The sequence below is a fragment of the Pantoea sp. BS_8 genome (assembly GCF_041954965.1).
In the GTDB taxonomy this organism is placed as follows: domain Bacteria; phylum Pseudomonadota; class Gammaproteobacteria; order Enterobacterales; family Enterobacteriaceae; genus Pantoea; species Pantoea stewartii.
In genome coordinates this window covers 37,372-54,268 of record NZ_JAVAXU010000008.1, presented here as the reverse complement: position 1 = coordinate 54,268, position 16,897 = coordinate 37,372, and the positions used below count along the sequence as shown (strand labels likewise).

Below are 16,897 nucleotides of genomic sequence, written 5' to 3'. Positions count from 1 at the left end.
AAGACAGCATAACAAAACGGGCGATTCGGATGAATCGCCCGTTTTGTTATGGGCCGGGTCGCGGCCTCAGCGGTGGAGATTCTCTGCGGTCAGAACGCGGTTTCTACGCTGTCCACGACGCGGTAGTCGTCATCGACCAGCGGAAGATAGCGCCACTTATCAAAAGCGGTACAGGGATGAGAAATACCGCATCCTACCCAGTCGCCCGGCTGAAGGGATTCATCCGCGGGAAGGCGCAGATAGGCATGCTGATCGTTAACCTCGCTGATCGACAGATGCGTGCCGGATCGCGGTGCGCTGCCGTCAGCGGCACGCATCCACAGCGGGACAGGTAAATCCTGATCGAAAGGGACATCGCGTCGGCCAAAGTCCAGCAGCGCCAGTCCCGGTTCCGGACGGGACAGTACGCGTCCCCAGATTTCCAGGGCGGCTTCAAAATGGTGGCCTGAGCCCGGCTGCGCAAAGGGGGCGATACGGGAATAGAGACCGCTGTCGTGTGCCATATACGCACCCGAGCGAATTAAAGGCTGAACCGGTAGCGGCAGCGTGGCCTGGGTAAAGCACGCTGTCACCACATCAAACCAGGCACCCCCACCGGCGCTCAGCAGAATGGTCTCACTCTGAAACAGCTGACGTTCAGCCAGCAGAGTGGCGGTAGATAACATGACGTTGCAGTAGTGCTGAATTAACGCCACGCCCGCTGCATCACGCGCGGCACCCAGCGCCCCTTCATAGCCCGCGACACCGACAAGCTGCAGGTGGCGACTCTGGGCGATGCGTTCAGCTATCCTCAGCACTTCCTCCTCGGTTCGGCATCCTGTTCTGCCACCGGGAATCGATACTTCAATCAACACGGCAATGGCCGTATCGCCCAGGTTCTCTTCCAGCAGCGTGATGCCCGCCAGTGAGTCCACATAACAGAGAAAGCCGTGGTCAGGATGCTGGCGCTGCCATTCACCGATCCAGCGAATACCGGCAGGATCGACTAACTCGTTTGCCAGAAAGACATTGCGGATACCAAAGTGTCGCAGGGCACGGACCTGAGCGGGCGTGGCGGCGCTGATGCCCCATGCACCGCCCTGACTGACTGCTCGCCGTAAGATGGTCGGTGCCATCGACGTTTTACCGTGCGCCGCCAGCATGACACCTTTTTCGCGACAGAATGCCGCGAGTTGCTGCAGGTTATTCTCCAGTGCGGCCTGTTTCATGACCATCACCGGCGAAAACACCGCTGCGCTGCGCAGGACGTCGGTGCCGATCTCAAGCGGCGCCGCGCCGGTACCGGCAACGGATTTAAAACGGGGCGATGGCTGCGCGGCATCCAGCGTGGCATCCGCGTTTAGCGGAAGACGTAAAGACATAGCGGCTCCTTAATGCTCAAGAACGCGTGACAGAAACTGTTGCGTGCGTGGATTCTGGGGATGCCCGAAAATGGCGTCTGGTGTGCCCTGTTCGGCAATCACGCCCTGATCCATAAACACCACCCGGTCGGCGGTTTTGCGGGCAAAGCCCATCTCATGCGTCACCACAACCATGGTCATCCCTTCACGCGCCAGCCCGCGCATGACTTCCATGACTTCGCCGACTAATTCGGGATCGAGTGCGGAGGTCGCTTCGTCGAAAAACATGATTTTGGGCTGTACCGCCAGCGCGCGTGCGATAGCCACACGTTGCTGTTGTCCGCCCGAAAGCTGAGAAGGATAGTGGCCGGCGCGGTCAGCCAGCCCGACGCGCTCCAGCGCGGCCATGCCGCGCGCGTTTGCCTCTGCAACGGAGAGTTTCTGAGCTTTAATCAAGGCCAGCGTGACGTTGCCCAGTGCCGTTTTGTGGGGAAACAGATTGAACTGCTGAAACACCATGCCGACGTGCCCACAGATATCACGACTCCGTTTTTGATCGTGCAGCGGTATGCCGTTAACCCAAATTTCGCCGCCGTCGGCTTTTTCCAGACCGCTCATAATGCGCAGTACCGTACTTTTACCCGAACCGGACGCTCCGATCAGCACCAGAACCTCGCCCGGCGAGACATCCAGACTGATTTCTTTCAGAACCTGAGTCGCGCCGAATGACTTCGTGATCCGGCTCAGGGTAATGGCTGCATTTTTCATCATAACGGGTTCCTGGTTTGCTGGTGTTGCACCCAGCGAGAAAGCGGGTAACAAAGCGCGAAGTAGAGCAGGGCGACCAGACCATAAATCAGCACCGGCTGCCCGATACGATCAACGATGGCCTGGCCCTGATGCATCAGTTCAGACATGCCGATCATGCTGACAATCGAGGTATCTTTGATGAGCGACAGATACTGGCCGACAAGCGGGGGCAAGACGATCCCACGGGTTTGCGGCAGGATAACGCTGGTGAAGGTCTGTCGTCTGGACAGGCCGAGGATCCAGGAAACCTCCCACTGGCCTTTCGGGACCGCCTCAATGCCACCACGAAAGATCTCGGCAATGTATGCGCCCTGATAAATGCTCAGCCCCAAAATGCCTGCGGCAAACAGGTTGATGTCATAGCCAAAATACGCCACGCCAAAGTAGATAAACATCAACGTGATCAAAACCGGTGTGCCGCGAAACAGCTCGGTATAGATCACCGCAATCTGACGGGCGACAGGCAGGCGGCTGGTCCGCAAGACGGCGGCCAGAAGGCCAAGCAACGTACTGCCGACAATGGCGGCAACCGACAGCAACAACGTAATTATCAGACCGCGCCACAACAATGGCAGGCTGCTGAGAATCAGTTCGCTCATTGGACCGGCTCCTGTTTAGCGGAAGGTGACAGCATTTTTCTGGCCTGTGACCAGAGCGGCCTTTTTACGGCGACGACCAGCGGTGGCATGAACAGCCGACGTCCCGCAACCGTCCCTAACCACGAGAACAGGTTGCTGAGAAACAGGTAGACCAGCGCGACAACGCTAAAGGTCTGGATGTAGAGCAGCGTCCGGGCGTTAATCACGGTGGCTGTGCCCGTCAGTTCCGGTAGCGCAATCGCTGACAGCAGTGAGGTGCCCAGCAACAGCTGAATCAGGTTATTCACGATAGCGGGCCAGACCGCGCGCGCTGCCTGGGGCATGACCACATTGATAAACATCTGGCGGCGGCTGATGCCCAAAATCCAGGCGGCTTCCAGCTGACCTTTAGGAACCGACTGAATCCCGGCCCGGAAAATCTCGGCCAGATAGGCTCCGACGTTAATGCCCAACGCCAGCACACCCGCCGTAAACGCACTCATGGTGATGCCCAGCGAAGGCAGCCCAAAGAACACGATGAATATTTGCAACAGCACGGGCGTGTTACGGATAAATTCAACATAGCCGTGGCTCAGCCAGCGAACAGGCGCAAAGCGGGCGGCTTTTGCCACGGCAGCCAGCAATCCCAGCGCCAGCGCCAGCATAAACGCCAGCAGCGTCACCTGAAGCGTCAGCCAGGTCGCGGCGAGAAAGGTGTCGGCATACTGCCAGAGTGTCAGCCATTGATAGCGCATAGGAAGCCTCCTTAACAGGACGCAGGACATCACCTGCGTCCTCTCTGGTCAGAACTGCGGATTCAGCGGATAGCGAGGTTTACTGCCAAACCATTTCTGGTAGAGCTGGGCATTCTCACCGGATGCATTAATTTCAAACAGGAACTCGTTGAGGTAGTTCGTCCAGATCTGATCGCCCTGTTTAACACCAAACGCGTTATATTCCAGCGGGACCAGCGCTTCGTTTGTCACTTCCAGCGTCGGATCGAGCTTGGCCTGGTAGGCGAGGAAGTTGTTATCCTCAATCATCGCATCGGCTTGTCCCTGTTTCACCGCCAGGATAGCGGCCTGAGAAGAGTCATATTCCTGAATCTTCACGTCGATCCCCATGCTGCGTACTTCGTCGCCGTTGGTCGAGCCTTTCACGGTCGCAATGGTTTTGCCCGCCATGTCGTGGGCCGATTTGATCCCGCTCGCTTTACGCACCAGCATGGCTTCACTGGCCACCACGTAGGGCTGAGTAAAGCCAATCTCTTTCGCGCGCGTCAGGTTACGGGTGAAATTACAGAACACGACATCCACTTTGTTGGTTTGCAGATTGGGAATACGGTTAGCGCTGGTGGTATTCACCATTTCCAGTTTGACGCCCATCTCTTTTGCCAGCGCTTTCGCCAGGTCGACATCGTAACCATCCGGATTACCCGCTTTATCGTAAAAACCGAACGGTGCGAAACTCAGGCAATCGCCCACCCGCAATGTGCCGCGCTGAAGAACGGTTTGTAGCGTGGATGGCGGTGCTGCACCTGCGGTTTCGTTTTTATTTTCGGTCGGTGTACAACCGGTCAGCGCCGCGACGGTGAGCAGAGCGGGAAGGAGCCGGACGAATACATTTTGCTGGAAAGTGGTATTCATATTTCTTCTCTCAAATAAAAGAGGGATATCACCAACATTATTAAATAATGTGGCGGGATATTTTTAATTATGGCTTTTCTGTTGGATGCGTTTATTTTTACCAGGCGAATAAACCGCAGCTATTATTTTCGTCCGGCATTAAAACACGTCATATCGACTTCGACTTTGCAATCCACAACCAGGTCCTGCACGCTGCAGATTCGGGCGGGCGGATGGTCATGAAAGAGTTCACTAAACACTTTATTAAATGAACTAAAGTACCGGGCATCCGTCAGGACCGCCGTCACATGCACCACGTCCTTAATCTGATAACCCGCTTCCCGCATGATGGTCAGGCAGTTTTCAAAGGCCAGCCGAGTTTGCTCAATGATGCCGCCCTCTACGACTTCACCGCCTGTCATCGGTGTTTGTCCGGAGATATAAAGCCAGCCATCGGCTTCGACCGCACGTGCAAAAGGCAGTTTTTGTCCTCCGGTTCCGACGCCGCCTTCCGTACCGTAACGCTTGATAGTCATACTTATGCCCTTAAAATCGTCACTTCGCTTTGTCTGGTATACCGGAATTCAATCTGCAATACCGGATAGGTCGAGATTTGCACAATGTTAATTATTTTGCAATAGCGAGTAACGGGATTATTTTTTAGCATTAACGTATGGCTCACGAATATTTTTTATCAATGATTAGTTTTTTAAATTAAAAGTGATCGATGTCTCTTTTTTTAATTCAGCGTGCGCGTTTTTGGTGCCCCAATAATTAGCATCAGGAGGAAAAAGAAAAGGATGGTTATTGTGCGCGTACTCAGGTAAAACCGTGTTGGCTGTGTATGATGGCGGCCTGAACCGATTTAACGTGGCGATGCCGGTAGGAGAAAAGTGGTATGCAGGAAGATAAACCCGCCAGAGCGCGCGGCGTGGACCGCGTAATTGATATTTTCCGTCAGCTGCATATTGCCCGCCAGCCGATGGCGATGCGCGAACTGATTGAAGCGACCGGTGCGCCGCGTTCCAGCGTTTATGAACTGGTTAATCTGCTGAGTGAGGCAGGGCTGGTTGAACTGGATGCAGAAGGCAGCGTGTATTTTGGCCGCGAAATGCACTATTACGGTGCGGACTACATGGCGCACAATCCCCTGATTCGCCGCGCGCATCAATTAATGATCGAGATGGTTGCTGAGCATGGCGAAACCGTGCAGCTGTGCATGCTGGAAGGCAATAAATATACGGTGGTGCTGTCAGAGAGCAATGCGCATCCTTTCAAAATCACCTCAGACATCGGCGTTAAAATTCCGATTCCCTGGACCGCAACGGGCCGTCTGCTGCTGAGTAACTGGAGTGATGAGGCGATTCTGGCCCTGATCCCCGAGGAGGATTACCGGCTGGCCAATGGTAACGTCTTAGATAAGCAGGCTTTTCTGACCGATATTCATCGGGCGGGCCATCAGGGCTATTCAATGACGGAAGGGCTGTCTGAAAGTTTTACCTGTTGTATGGCCGCCCCGATTCGCGCCCGAAACGATCTGGCCGTGGCCGCGATTTGTTTTATGGTCAGTCGGGATACGCCCGAGGAGCGACGTCAGATGCTGTTAAAAACGCTTATTAACGCGGGGCAAAAGCTGTCTGACTTTACCTGAACCGACAGAAGAGCCTGCTTCTTCTGTCGGTCACACTGACGTGCTAATAACCTTTGAGGACCGCGACTTCATCGGCTGCGCGCGTGATGTTGACGTTAGTGACCTCGTAATGGGCCACCGCAACAAAAGGATCGTCCGCCAGAATGTGATCTAACCGGGCGCGCGGCATTGCTTTGACCATAATCATGCCGCCGGTACGCGGATCCTTTCGGCCCGCAGCGATAAAGTCGCCGCTGTTAAAATGCTGATCCAGCCACGTAATGTGCGGAGCCAGCAGGGCCTCGACGTCCTCAATCGGGCGGAAATAGTTCAGGTAAACGATGTACATCGTAGCTCCTCACACTTTGGGGTTGGTTAGTTCACTCAGTAACGGCAGCAGGACTTTCACACTGTCATGGGTGCGCAGACTGATACGACCGGGCAGCCAGTGATCCAGGAAATCCAGATTGTCGCGGTCGGTCTGATGCCAGGTGGTACCGTCAGGGAAATGCCGGGAACGGCGGCGCTGTTGGTCGCCGTCTTTGCTGCCTGCGTTCCAGTTTCTGGCGGTGACATCCAGTAAGGGAAAACCTGCCGCATCGAAAGGATTGACACCGTGAAAGTCATTTTTCGTGAGCTGACGACTGGCGGCGGAAATGCCAAAACGACGCGCCAGCAGCAGGGCGCGTTCGCTGGTCTGTTTGCGTACGGCACGCGGCGTGTTCATACCGCTGTTGAAATAGAGGTGGTCGCCCGTAATCAAACTGTTGAGATCGATTACCAGCAGCGTATTCTTCTTCTCTTTCTCGCTCATGCGCGCCACATAATCGTCCATGCCATGCAGATGGGATTCGCTGGCGCTGAGCGCCACAAAGCGCACCCCGTAATGAAGCGGCTTATGGCTTAACTGCTTAGCCAGTTCCAGCATCACGCCTAATCCGGAAGCATTATCATCCACGCCTTGCAAACGCAGGCCACCCAGGCCGCGCGCCTGCTCATTGTCGCTGAGTGGAATCCAGGTATCCAGGCTGGCAATCACCAGAATTTCCTGTGGGGCGCTGCCTTCCCGTGCGGCGATCACCGAGGTCGCGGTAAGCTTGCGCCAGCGTGATGTGCCATCACGTTCCTGCCATGTGTAACCCGTATTGAACTGTCGGGTATTGGTTTCAAACCCCAGGGCCGTAAACTGATGTTGCAGGTATTCCGCCGCCATCAACTCGGCCGGGCTGCCGCTCATGCGACCGGGAAAGTACGTTGAGATATGACGGACCTGCTGTTCGGCGAAGTGTCCTGTGAGGTCGGTCAGGGCCTGAGCGCTGAAGATCACGCTGCCACCAAGCAGTGCGGCCAGGCGGAGAAAGGCAAGCATGTCGGGTTCCTTGTGGCTTATTCCTAAAAAGGAGGGGCATTTTTTGTGGCCTAGTATGAAACTGTGATGCTCATTACACAATTTGAATCGTCCTGAAAGGCCTGTAGGATCATCCGCTAAGCACATTTTGTTCTGAGCTTTTCTTTAGCGTTATTCCATTCGGTAACATCTCATTCCAATTCGTAATTTCATCTCAATTCACCAGGGAACGTATAGTCGCGATAACGCATCGTAACAACACCAGGGTTAACGTGGATTATTTGCCTCTTTTTGCCGATCTCGCGGGTCGACCTGTACTGGTCGTGGGCGGGGGAGATATCGCGGCGCGCAAGATTGAATTGCTGCGTCGGGCGGGGGCGCGCATTCAGATTGCCTCACGCGAGCTGTGCCCGGAGTTACAAACCTTACTGGATGAACAGCAGCTTGAATGGCTGGCGACGGCTTTTGAGCCTGCACAGCTAGACAAGGTGTTTCTGGTCATTGCCGCGACCGACGATAACGCGCTGAATGCGCAGGTTTATGACGAGGCCAATGCCCGCCATAAACTGGTCAACGTCGTCGACGATCAGCCGAAATGCAGTTTTATTTTCCCCTCCATCGTAGACCGCTCACCGCTGGTGGTGGCGATCTCCTCCAGCGGGACGGCACCGGTCCTTGCCCGCATGTTACGTGAAAAGCTGGAAACGTTGCTGCCGTCTCATCTGGGCCAGATGGCCGAGCTGGCGGGGCAGTGGCGTGACAAAGTCAAAGCCCGCTTCAGTCGCATGTCCGATCGCCGCCGCTACTGGGAACGGATCTTTAACGGCCGCTTTGCCAGTCAGATGGCAACAGGCGATGTTGAGGCCGCCAAAGCGACGCTGGACAGCGAACTGGGCGATCAGCCGCCCCGGCAGGGCGAGATTATCCTGGTCGGTGCCGGGCCGGGCGACAGCGGTCTGCTGACGCTGCGCGGGCTGCAGGTGATGCAACTGGCCGATGTGGTGCTCTATGACCATCTGGTCAGTGAAGAGGTGCTGGATCTGGTTCGACGCGATGCCGACCGTATCTGCGTGGGCAAGCGTGCCAGCGCGCATCTGTTACCGCAGGACGAAATCAACCAACTGATGGTGCAGCTGGCGCAGAAAGGCAAGCGCGTGGTGCGGTTGAAAGGCGGCGATCCGTTTATCTTCGGCCGCGGCGGCGAAGAGTTGCAGGCCGCCCAGCAGGCGGGCATTCCGTTCCAGGTCGTTCCTGGCGTTACCGCTGCCGCTGGCGCAACCGCCTACGCCGGTATCCCGCTGACGCACCGTGATTACGCGCAGAGCGTTCTGTTTATTACCGGTCACTGTCGGCCGGACAGCGATGACATTGACTGGCCGTCCCTGGCGCGCGCGCGACAAACGCTGGCGATTTATATGGGTGCGATGAAGGCCGCCGAAATCAGTCGACAGCTTATTCTCCATGGACGCGCGGCGTCGACGCCGGTGGCGGTAATTGGCCGCGGCACCCGGTCCGACCAACAGGTTCTGACCGGCACGCTTGAACATCTTGAAACGCTGGCAGCGTCAGCGCCTTCCCCGGCCCTGCTGGTGATTGGGGAAGTGGTTAATTTACACGGGCAACTTGCCTGGTTTCAGCATTCGGCACAGCAGGGGGCTCGTGAGTCCGCCGTTGTCAATCTGGCTTGAGAGGAAAAACGATGGATCAAAAACGACTCACTCATCTGCGCCAACTGGAGGCAGAGAGTATCCATATCATCCGTGAAGTGGCAGCCGAATTTGGCAATCCGGTCATGATGTATTCTATCGGCAAGGATTCTTCTGTGATGCTGCATCTGGCACGCAAAGCCTTCTATCCGGGTACGCTGCCCTTCCCGTTGCTGCATGTCGATACCGGCTGGAAGTTTCGTGAGATGTACGAATTCCGCGATCGCACCGTAAAAGCGATGGGGGCCGAACTGCTGGTGCATCGCAACCCGGAAGGCGTGGCGATGGGCATTAATCCCTTTGTGCACGGCAGTGCCAAACACACCGACATCATGAAAACCGAAGGCCTGAAGCAGGCCCTGAACAAATACGGTTTCGATGCGGCCTTTGGTGGCGCGCGCCGTGATGAAGAGAAGTCACGCGCTAAAGAGCGTATCTACTCATTCCGTGACCGTTTTCATCGCTGGGACCCGAAAAACCAGCGCCCGGAACTGTGGCACAACTATAACGGCCAGATTAACAAAGGCGAGAGCATCCGTGTTTTCCCGCTGTCAAACTGGACCGAGCTGGATATCTGGCAGTACATCTTCCTGGAAAACATTGAGATTGTTCCGCTCTATCTTGCCGCGCCGCGTCCGGTACTGGAACGTGACGGCATGCTGATGATGATCGATGACGACCGTATCAACCTTCAGCCAGGTGAAGTGATTAAACAGCGCATGGTGCGTTTCCGTACCCTGGGATGCTGGCCGCTCACCGGTGCGGTGGAATCTGAAGCGCAAACCTTGCCTGAGATTATTGAAGAGATGCTGGTTTCGACCACCAGCGAGCGTCAGGGCCGGGTAATTGACCGCGATCAGTCCGGTTCGATGGAACTGAAAAAACGTCAGGGTTATTTCTAAGGAGACGCCAGATGAATACCGTAATTGCACAACAAATTGCCGAACAGGGCGGCGTTGAAGCCTGGCTGACCGCACAACAATACAAAAGCCTGCTGCGTTTTCTGACCTGCGGCAGCGTGGACGATGGGAAAAGTACGCTGATCGGTCGCCTGCTGCACGACACCCGACAAATCTACGAAGATCAGCTGTCGTCATTACAAAGTGACAGTAAACGTCATGGTACGCAGGGCGAAAAACTGGATCTGGCCCTGCTGGTGGATGGCCTGCAAGCCGAGCGTGAGCAGGGCATCACCATTGACGTCGCTTACCGCTATTTCTCTACCGAGAAGCGCAAATTCATCATTGCCGACACGCCGGGGCATGAGCAGTACACCCGCAATATGGCGACGGGGGCATCGACCTGCGATCTGGCTATTCTGCTGATCGACGCCCGTAAAGGCGTGCTGGACCAGACCCGCCGCCACAGCTTCATTTCCACTCTGCTGGGAATCAAGCATCTGGTCGTGGCGATCAACAAAATGGATCTGGTGGACTATCAGCAGTCTGTGTTCGAGCAGATCAAACAGGATTATCTCGATTTTGCCGGACAACTGCCCGACGACCTGGATATTCGTTTCGTGCCGATGTCGGCGCTGGAAGGCGAAAACGTCGCCTCACAGAGTCAAAGCATGCCCTGGTACACCGGTCCGACCTTACTGGACGTGCTGGAAACGGTGGAGCTGAACGCAGTCGTCGATCATCAGCCGATGCGGTTTCCGGTGCAGTACGTTAACCGTCCCAATCTTGATTTCCGGGGTTATGCCGGTACGCTCGCGTCCGGGACCGTAAAGGTGGGCCAGCGGGTTAAAGTGCTGCCCTCCGGCGTTGAATCGACTGTTGCCCGTATCGTGACTTTTGATGGCGATTTGCAGGAGGCGGGCGCGGGTGAAGCCATTACGCTGGTTCTCAATGATGAGATTGATATCAGTCGTGGCGATCTGCTCGTGGAGGCAAGCGCGGAACTGCGTGCGGTTCAGTCAGCCACCGTCGATGTGGTGTGGATGGCAGAGCAGCCGTTACAGGCCGGGCAAAGTTACGATGTAAAAATTGCGGGCAAAAAAGCGCGCGGTCGTGTTGAAAAGGTCATTCATCAGGTTGAGATTAACTCGCTGGAAAAACGCGAGGCGGACAGCCTGCCGCTGAATGGCATTGGTCTGGTGACGTTTACCTTTGACGAACCGCTGGTGCTCGACAGCTATCAGGATAACCCGGTCACCGGCGGAATGATTATCATCGATCGTCTGAGTAACGTGACCGTCGGGGCTGGGCTTATTCATGAGCCGCTGGCCGATAACCCCCAGCAGCACGGTGAATTTAGTGCGTTTGAACTGGAACTGAATGCGCTGGTTCGTCGTCATTTCCCGCACTGGAATGCACGCGATCTGCTGGGCGGTCAGTAATGGCCCGGCATGATGAAAATGTCGTATGGCATGACCATCCCGTCACGCGCGATGCGCGTGAACAGCAGCACGGCCATCAGGGCGTGGTGCTGTGGTTCACCGGCCTTTCGGGGTCGGGAAAATCCACCGTGGCTGGCGCGCTGGAACAGGCGTTGCACCGCATCGGCGTCAGCACCTATCTGCTGGACGGCGACAACGTGCGTCATGGCCTGTGCCGCGATCTGGGCTTTAGCGATGCCGATCGTAAAGAGAATATCCGCCGGGTAGGCGAAGTCGCAAAACTGATGGTGGATGCGGGGTTAGTGGTGCTGACCGCGTTTATCTCACCGCATCGGGCCGAGCGTCAAATGGTGCGTGATCTGCTGGATGAAGGCCGGTTTATTGAGGTTTATGTCGATACACCGTTGGCAGTCTGTGAAGCGCGCGACCCGAAAGGGTTATACAAAAAAGCCCGCGCGGGCGAATTGCGAAATTTCACCGGTATAGACAGCGTTTATGAAGCGCCGGAACAGCCAGAAATCCGGCTTAATGGGGAACAATTGGTTACAAAACTGACGCCCCAATTATTAGATCTGCTGCGCCAGCGCGATATTATCAGTTCCTGAACAGACAGCGGCAGAGCGCATTCCGTTTTGCCGCCTTCGCGTTGACAGGATATTTATGCAGAATATAACCCCCATGCTGGCACGCAAAGACTCACGTACGCCTGATGAACCGCGTTCGGTATTACCGGGTGGTATCATTGGTTTCGTATGTTACTGGTGTGCGCTGGCCATTCCTTTCCTGTTGTACGGCTCCAGTACGCTGTTTTTCTTTCTCTACACGTGGCCCTTTTTCCTGGCGCTGTTTCCGGTTTCCGTCCTGACGGGCATGGTACTGAGTACCTGGCTGCGTGGGCAATGGATATGGACCTCCCTGATATGCGTTATTGCTGTCGCCCTCCAGTTCTGGATACTGTTCCTGTTTCTGTCACGCTGGTAACGGCGTTGATGTCTAAACGCACCAGCAGGTTACAAAAGTTTTCCGGTCTTGTACCTTCTCGTTCTTCTCCTTTTTTTGCTCACGCGAACGGCATTAGCAGGCATTTTCGCTGCCAGTGTGGAGTCCTGAGTAAAGTTATGGGATGATTGAGCCGTTTTTAGGGGGCGGGATGGGAAAACTGACGTTACTGCTACTGGTGCTGCTTGGCTGGCTGCAATATTCCTTGTGGTTAGGCAAGAATGGTATCCATGATTTTACGCGCGTCAGCGATGACGTGGCGGTACAAAAGGCGACAAACGCCAAACTTAAAATGCGTAACGATCAACTGTTTGCCGAAATTGACGATCTCAATGGCGGCTCTGAAGCGATCGAGGAACGCGCACGCAGTGAATTAGGCATGATTAAGCCGGGTGAAACCTTCTATCGTCTGGTGCCTGACCAGAACAAACGCAACGCGCAACAAGCTGCGCAAAACCAACAACGATAAAACATGAACAATCAGTCCCACTCTGCGGATGTGATTGCCGTGGTGCCCGCTGCCGGTATCGGCAGCCGCATGCAGGCAACCTGTCCCAAACAGTATCTGACGATTGGTCAGCACACACTTCTGGAACACAGTATTGCGCGTCTGTTCTCCCATCCCGCGGTTTCTCAGGTCATCGTCGCGTTAAGCCCTGACGATAATCACTTTGCCCGTTTGCCGCTGGCCAGCGATCCGCGTGTTGTGCGCGTGACCGGCGGCGAAACGCGTGCCGAGTCGGTGCTGGCGGGATTACAGGCGGCGCAGGGCGCGCACTGGGTGTTAGTGCACGATGCCGCGCGCCCGTGTCTGCATCCGGATGATCTGGACCGCCTGCTGCAGTTACCAGGAAAGAGCAAAACGGGTGGCATTCTGGCGGCACCGGTCTGTGACACCATGAAGCGGGGGGAACCCGGCCAGTCAGCGATTGCGCATACGGTCGAACGTGACCATCTGTGGCATGCCCTGACGCCGCAACTTTTTCCCCACGCGCTCCTTACCGCCTGCCTGACCCGCGCCTTGAACGAGGGCGCGATCATTACCGATGAAGCCTCGGCACTGGAATATTGTGGCTACCATCCTGAGCTGGTCACAGGTCGCAGCGATAACATTAAAGTTACCCGCCCGGAAGACTTAGCCCTGGCGGCTTTTTATCTTAGTCAGATTCAGTCAAAGGAGAGCGCATGATGCGTATCGGTCACGGTTTTGACGTTCACGCTTTCGGTGGAGAAGGTCCGCTGGTGATTGGCGGTGTGCGAATTCCATTTGAGTATGGTTTTATCGCCCATTCGGATGGCGACGTGGCACTGCATGCTCTGACCGATGCCTTACTGGGCGCGGTGGCAATGGGCGATATAGGCAAGCTGTTCCCGGATACCGATCCGGCGTTCAAAGGCGCAGACAGCCGCGGTTTGCTGCGGGAAGCCTGGCGCCGTATTGCGGCGAAAGGCTATCGCATCGGTAACGTGGACGTCACGATTATCGCTCAGGCACCTAAAATGCTGCCGCATGTACCCCAGATGCGCATCAATATTGCTGAAGATCTGGGTTGCCATATGGATCAGGTGAACGTTAAAGCCACCACGACGGAAAAGCTCGGTTTCACCGGACGCGGCGAAGGCATTGCCTGTGAAGCGGTCGCGTTGCTGCTGAAAACGGAGTCGGCATGACGTTGCAGTACCTCCACGGTGTGCCTGGCGCGACGGGCGTGATTAAAGCCCGCCCGGAAGACTTCGAGGTGAAGGAAGACCTGGGGTATCGCCCTGACGGTGAAGGTGAGCATGTGCTGGTGCGCATTCGTAAAACGGGTGCCAATACGCGTTTTGTTGCCGAAGCCCTGGCAAAATTTATGAAAATTCCTGCCCGCGACCTCAGTTATGCCGGCATGAAAGACCGCCACGCCGTGACCGAGCAAACACTCTGCTTCCGTGTGCCGGGCAATGCGATGCCCAACCTGACAGGCTTTGCATCAGAAGGCGTCGAAATCCTTGAGGTTGTGCGTCATAAGCGCAAATTGCGCGTCGGCGCGCTGGCCGGAAACGCCTTTCGGTTGACCATACGACAGGTCAGCCAGCGCGATGACGTCGAGGCCCGCCTTAAGCAGATTCGTGAACGCGGTGTGCCTAATTACTTTGGCGAGCAACGCTTTGGGCGCAACGGCAACAATCTGCAGACGGCGTTGAAACTGGCGCGTCAGGAAATCCAGATACGTGACCGCAATAAACGTGGCCTGATGCTCTCTGCTGCACGCAGTGCGTTATTCAATCAGGTCACCAGTCTGCGTTTGCAGCAGCAGGGTAGCCTGACTCAGGTCATGAACGGGGATGCATTGCAGCTTACCGGGCGTGGCAGTTGGTTTGTCGCCCAGCCCGAGGAAAGGGAGGCGTTGCAGGCGCGCGTGGATCAGCATGCGTTGCGTATCACGGCCCCCTTGCCCGGAAAAGGCGAGGCGGGGCCACAGGGCGACGCGCTGGCGTTCGAAGAGCACTGTCTGGCGGATGCCGTAGAACTGCGCGCGCTGCTGGTGCGTGAACGGGTGGAGGCCAGCCGGCGTGCCATGCTGGTGGTGCCGCGCGATTTGCACTGGCAGTGGCTGGATGACGCCACCCTGACGTTGCAGTTCTGGTTACCGGCGGGCAGCTTTGCCACCAGCGTGGTCAGAGAGCTGGTCATCACTGACGACACAGCGGATTTACCTGACGAATAAGCCACGTCCTCACCTGGCCAGTCGCGCGGGTGAGGGACGCGCTGGCGTACACGATGGGCTGCGTAGCAGGGGGCCAGCATCGCACGAAATCTTTCCTTTCAAGCAAATGTGTTACCTTTTTCCTGCCTGTGCGTTTTATTTTCGTCTACCACTTCCTCTCGCTCACCGCTAGAATGCAAAAGTCGCTGTCCAGTCATAACCTGTTGCCATGCTTCAAAACAGGTCCTTATTACGGCGACCCGGTTGAACAGAAAAGGTCAGAATTAAATGCGGATATTGCTCAGCAACGATGATGGCATCCATGCGCCTGGTATTCAGACGCTGGCAAAGGCTTTGCGTCAATTTGCCGAGGTGCAGGTGGTGGCACCGGATCGCAATCGCAGTGGTGCCTCCAACTCATTGACGCTGGAAACCCCGTTGCGCACCTTTACCCATGAAAACGGGGACATTGCGGTGCAAATGGGCACGCCCACCGATTGCGTGTATTTGGGCGTAAACGCACTGATGCAACCCCGACCCGATATTGTGGTCTCGGGGATCAATGCCGGCCCCAATCTGGGTGATGACGTTATCTATTCCGGCACGGTGGCCGCGGCCATGGAGGGACGTCATCTGGGTTTGCCCGCCATTGCGGTTTCGCTCAATGGTCACGAGCACTATGCCACTGCGGCGGCGGTAACCTGTGCGCTGCTTAAAGCGCTGAGTCGTGAGCCGCTGCGCACCGGACGCATACTGAACATCAATGTGCCCGATCTGCCGCTGGCGGAGGTGAAAGGCATTCGCGTGACGCGCTGTGGCAGTCGGCATCCGGCCGATCAGGTGATTGCCCAAACCGATCCGCGTGGCAATCCGCTGTACTGGATAGGACCACCGGGCGAAAAACTGGATGCCGGCCCTGATACTGATTTTGCCGCCGTGGATGAAGGTTATGTGTCCGTCACCGCGCTGCATGTTGATCTCACCGCGCATAAGGCTCAGGACGTGCTGAGTCGCTGGCTGGATAACGCTGAGGTAGACCTGGTATGGTGAGTCGGCGTATCGAGACACTGTTGGCGCAACTGCGTCAACAGGGGATTCATGACGAACACCTGTTAAAAGCCATCGCCGACGTGCCGCGTGAGCGCTTTATCGATGAGGCCTTTGAGCACAAAGCCTGGGATAACATGGCGCTCCCCATCGGCTCAGGCCAGACGATTTCACAGCCCTATATGGTGGCGCGGATGACCGCCCTGCTGGAGCTCGATGTGCACTCGCGGGTTCTGGAAATCGGGACCGGTTCTGGTTATCAGACCGCGATTCTGGCTCATCTGGTTGAGCATGTTTACTCTGTCGAACGCATCAAAGGTCTGCAGTGGCATGCAAAGCGCCGTCTGAAACAGCTCGATTTACATAACGTCTCTACCCGCCACGGTGATGGCTGGCAGGGCTGGCCCTCGCGCGGGCCTTTCGATGCCATTATTGTGACGGCGGCGCCCCCCGAAATTCCGACTGCGCTGATAGCACAACTGGCAGAAGGTGGCATTATGGTGCTACCTGTCGGTGAAGAGCAGCAGGTGCTTAAACGCCTGCGCCGACGCGGCGGTGAAATCACCGAGGAAACGATTGAGCCGGTGCGTTTCGTCCCGCTGGTTCAGGGCGATCTGGCCTGATGACCGTGTTAGCATTTCTTAATAACTGTTTCATGGCACACGGTAGTTGATATTGTTACTATCCAGTCAGTTCAACGAAAATACAGCGTTTAACGTGCCACACAGTGTAATGTGCTGGTGAAAAGAGAAAGTCAGTTTTTAAAGGTTGCCACCACGGGGGATT

Annotated in this window: 20 protein-coding genes; 12 read left to right on the top strand and 8 right to left on the bottom strand. The window is 56.0% G+C overall.

Annotated elements, in window-relative coordinates; genetic code table 11:
• Nucleotides 1-89: 89 nt before the first annotated feature.
• The 6 genes from RAC65_RS15285 to RAC65_RS15260 form a co-directional block, all read right to left on the bottom strand.
• Nucleotides 90-1,361, bottom strand: a complete 1,272-nt coding sequence (locus tag RAC65_RS15285) for an alanine racemase (protein WP_058702181.1) — start codon at nt 1,359-1,361, stop codon at nt 90-92.
• Between the two features lie 9 nt (nt 1,362-1,370).
• The gene (locus tag RAC65_RS15280; protein ID WP_033739676.1) at nt 1,371-2,108 is read right to left on the bottom strand and encodes an amino acid ABC transporter ATP-binding protein; all 738 of its coding nucleotides are present in this window, start codon (nt 2,106-2,108) and stop codon (nt 1,371-1,373) included.
• The gene (locus tag RAC65_RS15275) at nt 2,108-2,749 is read right to left on the bottom strand and encodes an amino acid ABC transporter permease (protein ID WP_006120747.1); all 642 of its coding nucleotides are present in this window, start codon (nt 2,747-2,749) and stop codon (nt 2,108-2,110) included. The genes RAC65_RS15280 and RAC65_RS15275 overlap by 1 nt, the downstream gene beginning before the upstream one ends.
• A complete protein-coding gene (locus RAC65_RS15270; RefSeq protein WP_039338355.1) occupies nt 2,746-3,483 on the bottom strand; it encodes an amino acid ABC transporter permease in 738 nt (245 codons plus the stop codon). The genes RAC65_RS15275 and RAC65_RS15270 overlap by 4 nt, the downstream gene beginning before the upstream one ends.
• A gap of 48 nt (nt 3,484-3,531) precedes the next feature.
• Nucleotides 3,532-4,374 carry a transporter substrate-binding domain-containing protein gene (locus RAC65_RS15265; protein ID WP_039338353.1) on the bottom strand — a complete coding sequence of 281 codons (843 nt, stop codon included), beginning with the start codon at nt 4,372-4,374 and terminating at the stop codon, nt 3,532-3,534.
• A 122-nt stretch (nt 4,375-4,496) separates the two neighbouring features.
• Complete coding sequence (locus RAC65_RS15260; RefSeq protein ID WP_033739549.1) at nt 4,497-4,889, bottom strand: RidA family protein; 393 nt, start codon at nt 4,887-4,889, stop codon at nt 4,497-4,499.
• A 362-nt stretch (nt 4,890-5,251) separates the two neighbouring features.
• Between RAC65_RS15260 and RAC65_RS15255 the strand changes: the two genes are divergently transcribed.
• A complete protein-coding gene (locus tag RAC65_RS15255) occupies nt 5,252-6,004 on the top strand; it encodes an IclR family transcriptional regulator (protein ID WP_033739547.1) in 753 nt (250 codons plus the stop codon).
• Nucleotides 6,005-6,047: 43 nt separating this feature from the next.
• On the opposite strand, the gene RAC65_RS15250 is transcribed toward RAC65_RS15255, so the two are convergent.
• A complete protein-coding gene (locus RAC65_RS15250; RefSeq protein ID WP_033739545.1) occupies nt 6,048-6,332 on the bottom strand; it encodes a YciI family protein in 285 nt (94 codons plus the stop codon).
• A 9-nt stretch (nt 6,333-6,341) separates the two neighbouring features.
• Nucleotides 6,342-7,352 (bottom strand): aminopeptidase, encoded by a 1,011-nt coding sequence (locus RAC65_RS15245; protein ID WP_006120741.1) that lies wholly within the window; start codon nt 7,350-7,352, stop codon nt 6,342-6,344.
• Nucleotides 7,353-7,603: 251 nt separating this feature from the next.
• On the opposite strand from RAC65_RS15245, the gene cysG reads away from it, so the two are divergent.
• From cysG to RAC65_RS15190, 11 genes are all read left to right on the top strand, one after another.
• Nucleotides 7,604-9,019, top strand: coding sequence for a siroheme synthase CysG (gene cysG, locus RAC65_RS15240; protein WP_033739542.1), 1,416 nt, complete (start codon nt 7,604-7,606; stop codon nt 9,017-9,019).
• Between the two features lie 11 nt (nt 9,020-9,030).
• Nucleotides 9,031-9,939: a sulfate adenylyltransferase subunit CysD gene (gene cysD / locus RAC65_RS15235; RefSeq protein ID WP_006120739.1), complete on the top strand. Its 909-nt coding sequence runs from the start codon at nt 9,031-9,033 to the stop codon at nt 9,937-9,939.
• A gap of 11 nt (nt 9,940-9,950) precedes the next feature.
• Nucleotides 9,951-11,378, top strand: a complete 1,428-nt coding sequence (cysN, locus tag RAC65_RS15230; RefSeq protein WP_033739540.1) for a sulfate adenylyltransferase subunit CysN — start codon at nt 9,951-9,953, stop codon at nt 11,376-11,378.
• A complete protein-coding gene (gene cysC / locus RAC65_RS15225; RefSeq protein WP_033739539.1) occupies nt 11,378-11,983 on the top strand; it encodes an adenylyl-sulfate kinase in 606 nt (201 codons plus the stop codon). The genes cysN and cysC overlap by 1 nt, the downstream gene beginning before the upstream one ends.
• Nucleotides 11,984-12,038: 55 nt before the next feature.
• Nucleotides 12,039-12,359: a DUF3561 family protein gene (locus RAC65_RS15220; RefSeq protein WP_006120736.1), complete on the top strand. Its 321-nt coding sequence runs from the start codon at nt 12,039-12,041 to the stop codon at nt 12,357-12,359.
• A gap of 169 nt (nt 12,360-12,528) precedes the next feature.
• Nucleotides 12,529-12,846, top strand: a complete 318-nt coding sequence (gene ftsB, locus RAC65_RS15215; protein ID WP_006120735.1) for a cell division protein FtsB — start codon at nt 12,529-12,531, stop codon at nt 12,844-12,846.
• Nucleotides 12,847-12,849: 3 nt separating this feature from the next.
• Nucleotides 12,850-13,566, top strand: a complete 717-nt coding sequence (ispD, locus tag RAC65_RS15210; protein WP_006120734.1) for a 2-C-methyl-D-erythritol 4-phosphate cytidylyltransferase — start codon at nt 12,850-12,852, stop codon at nt 13,564-13,566.
• Entirely contained in the window at nt 13,566-14,048 is a 483-nt protein-coding gene (ispF, locus tag RAC65_RS15205) for a 2-C-methyl-D-erythritol 2,4-cyclodiphosphate synthase (RefSeq protein ID WP_006120733.1), read from the top strand. Before ispD ends, ispF begins: the two co-directional genes overlap by 1 nt.
• Entirely contained in the window at nt 14,045-15,085 is a 1,041-nt protein-coding gene (gene truD, locus RAC65_RS15200) for a tRNA pseudouridine(13) synthase TruD (protein ID WP_058708940.1), read from the top strand. Before ispF ends, truD begins: the two co-directional genes overlap by 4 nt.
• 267 nt (nt 15,086-15,352) lie before the next feature.
• A complete protein-coding gene (surE, locus tag RAC65_RS15195) occupies nt 15,353-16,114 on the top strand; it encodes a 5'/3'-nucleotidase SurE (RefSeq protein WP_325991999.1) in 762 nt (253 codons plus the stop codon).
• On the top strand, nt 16,108-16,734 hold the full coding sequence (locus RAC65_RS15190; protein ID WP_006120730.1) for a protein-L-isoaspartate(D-aspartate) O-methyltransferase: 627 nt from the start codon (nt 16,108-16,110) through the stop codon (nt 16,732-16,734). The genes surE and RAC65_RS15190 overlap by 7 nt, the downstream gene beginning before the upstream one ends.
• The last annotated feature ends 163 nt before the right edge of the window (nt 16,735-16,897 follow it).

Coding starts and splice junctions, on each gene's coding strand:
- RAC65_RS15285 (WP_058702181.1), bottom strand. CDS start 1,361: ATGTCTTTACGTCTTCCGCTAAACGCGGATGCCACGCTGGATGCCGCG.
- RAC65_RS15280 (WP_033739676.1), bottom strand. CDS start 2,108: ATGAAAAATGCAGCCATTACCCTGAGCCGGATCACGAAGTCATTCGGC.
- RAC65_RS15275 (WP_006120747.1), bottom strand. CDS start 2,749: ATGAGCGAACTGATTCTCAGCAGCCTGCCATTGTTGTGGCGCGGTCTG.
- RAC65_RS15270 (WP_039338355.1), bottom strand. CDS start 3,483: ATGCGCTATCAATGGCTGACACTCTGGCAGTATGCCGACACCTTTCTC.
- RAC65_RS15265 (WP_039338353.1), bottom strand. CDS start 4,374: ATGAATACCACTTTCCAGCAAAATGTATTCGTCCGGCTCCTTCCCGCT.
- RAC65_RS15260 (WP_033739549.1), bottom strand. CDS start 4,889: ATGACTATCAAGCGTTACGGTACGGAAGGCGGCGTCGGAACCGGAGGA.
- RAC65_RS15255 (WP_033739547.1), top strand. CDS start 5,252: ATGCAGGAAGATAAACCCGCCAGAGCGCGCGGCGTGGACCGCGTAATT.
- RAC65_RS15250 (WP_033739545.1), bottom strand. CDS start 6,332: ATGTACATCGTTTACCTGAACTATTTCCGCCCGATTGAGGACGTCGAG.
- RAC65_RS15245 (WP_006120741.1), bottom strand. CDS start 7,352: ATGCTTGCCTTTCTCCGCCTGGCCGCACTGCTTGGTGGCAGCGTGATC.
- cysD (WP_006120739.1), top strand. CDS start 9,031: ATGGATCAAAAACGACTCACTCATCTGCGCCAACTGGAGGCAGAGAGT.
- cysN (WP_033739540.1), top strand. CDS start 9,951: ATGAATACCGTAATTGCACAACAAATTGCCGAACAGGGCGGCGTTGAA.
- cysC (WP_033739539.1), top strand. CDS start 11,378: ATGGCCCGGCATGATGAAAATGTCGTATGGCATGACCATCCCGTCACG.
- RAC65_RS15220 (WP_006120736.1), top strand. CDS start 12,039: ATGCAGAATATAACCCCCATGCTGGCACGCAAAGACTCACGTACGCCT.
- ftsB (WP_006120735.1), top strand. CDS start 12,529: ATGGGAAAACTGACGTTACTGCTACTGGTGCTGCTTGGCTGGCTGCAA.
- ispD (WP_006120734.1), top strand. CDS start 12,850: ATGAACAATCAGTCCCACTCTGCGGATGTGATTGCCGTGGTGCCCGCT.
- ispF (WP_006120733.1), top strand. CDS start 13,566: ATGCGTATCGGTCACGGTTTTGACGTTCACGCTTTCGGTGGAGAAGGT.
- truD (WP_058708940.1), top strand. CDS start 14,045: ATGACGTTGCAGTACCTCCACGGTGTGCCTGGCGCGACGGGCGTGATT.
- surE (WP_325991999.1), top strand. CDS start 15,353: ATGCGGATATTGCTCAGCAACGATGATGGCATCCATGCGCCTGGTATT.
- RAC65_RS15190 (WP_006120730.1), top strand. CDS start 16,108: ATGGTGAGTCGGCGTATCGAGACACTGTTGGCGCAACTGCGTCAACAG.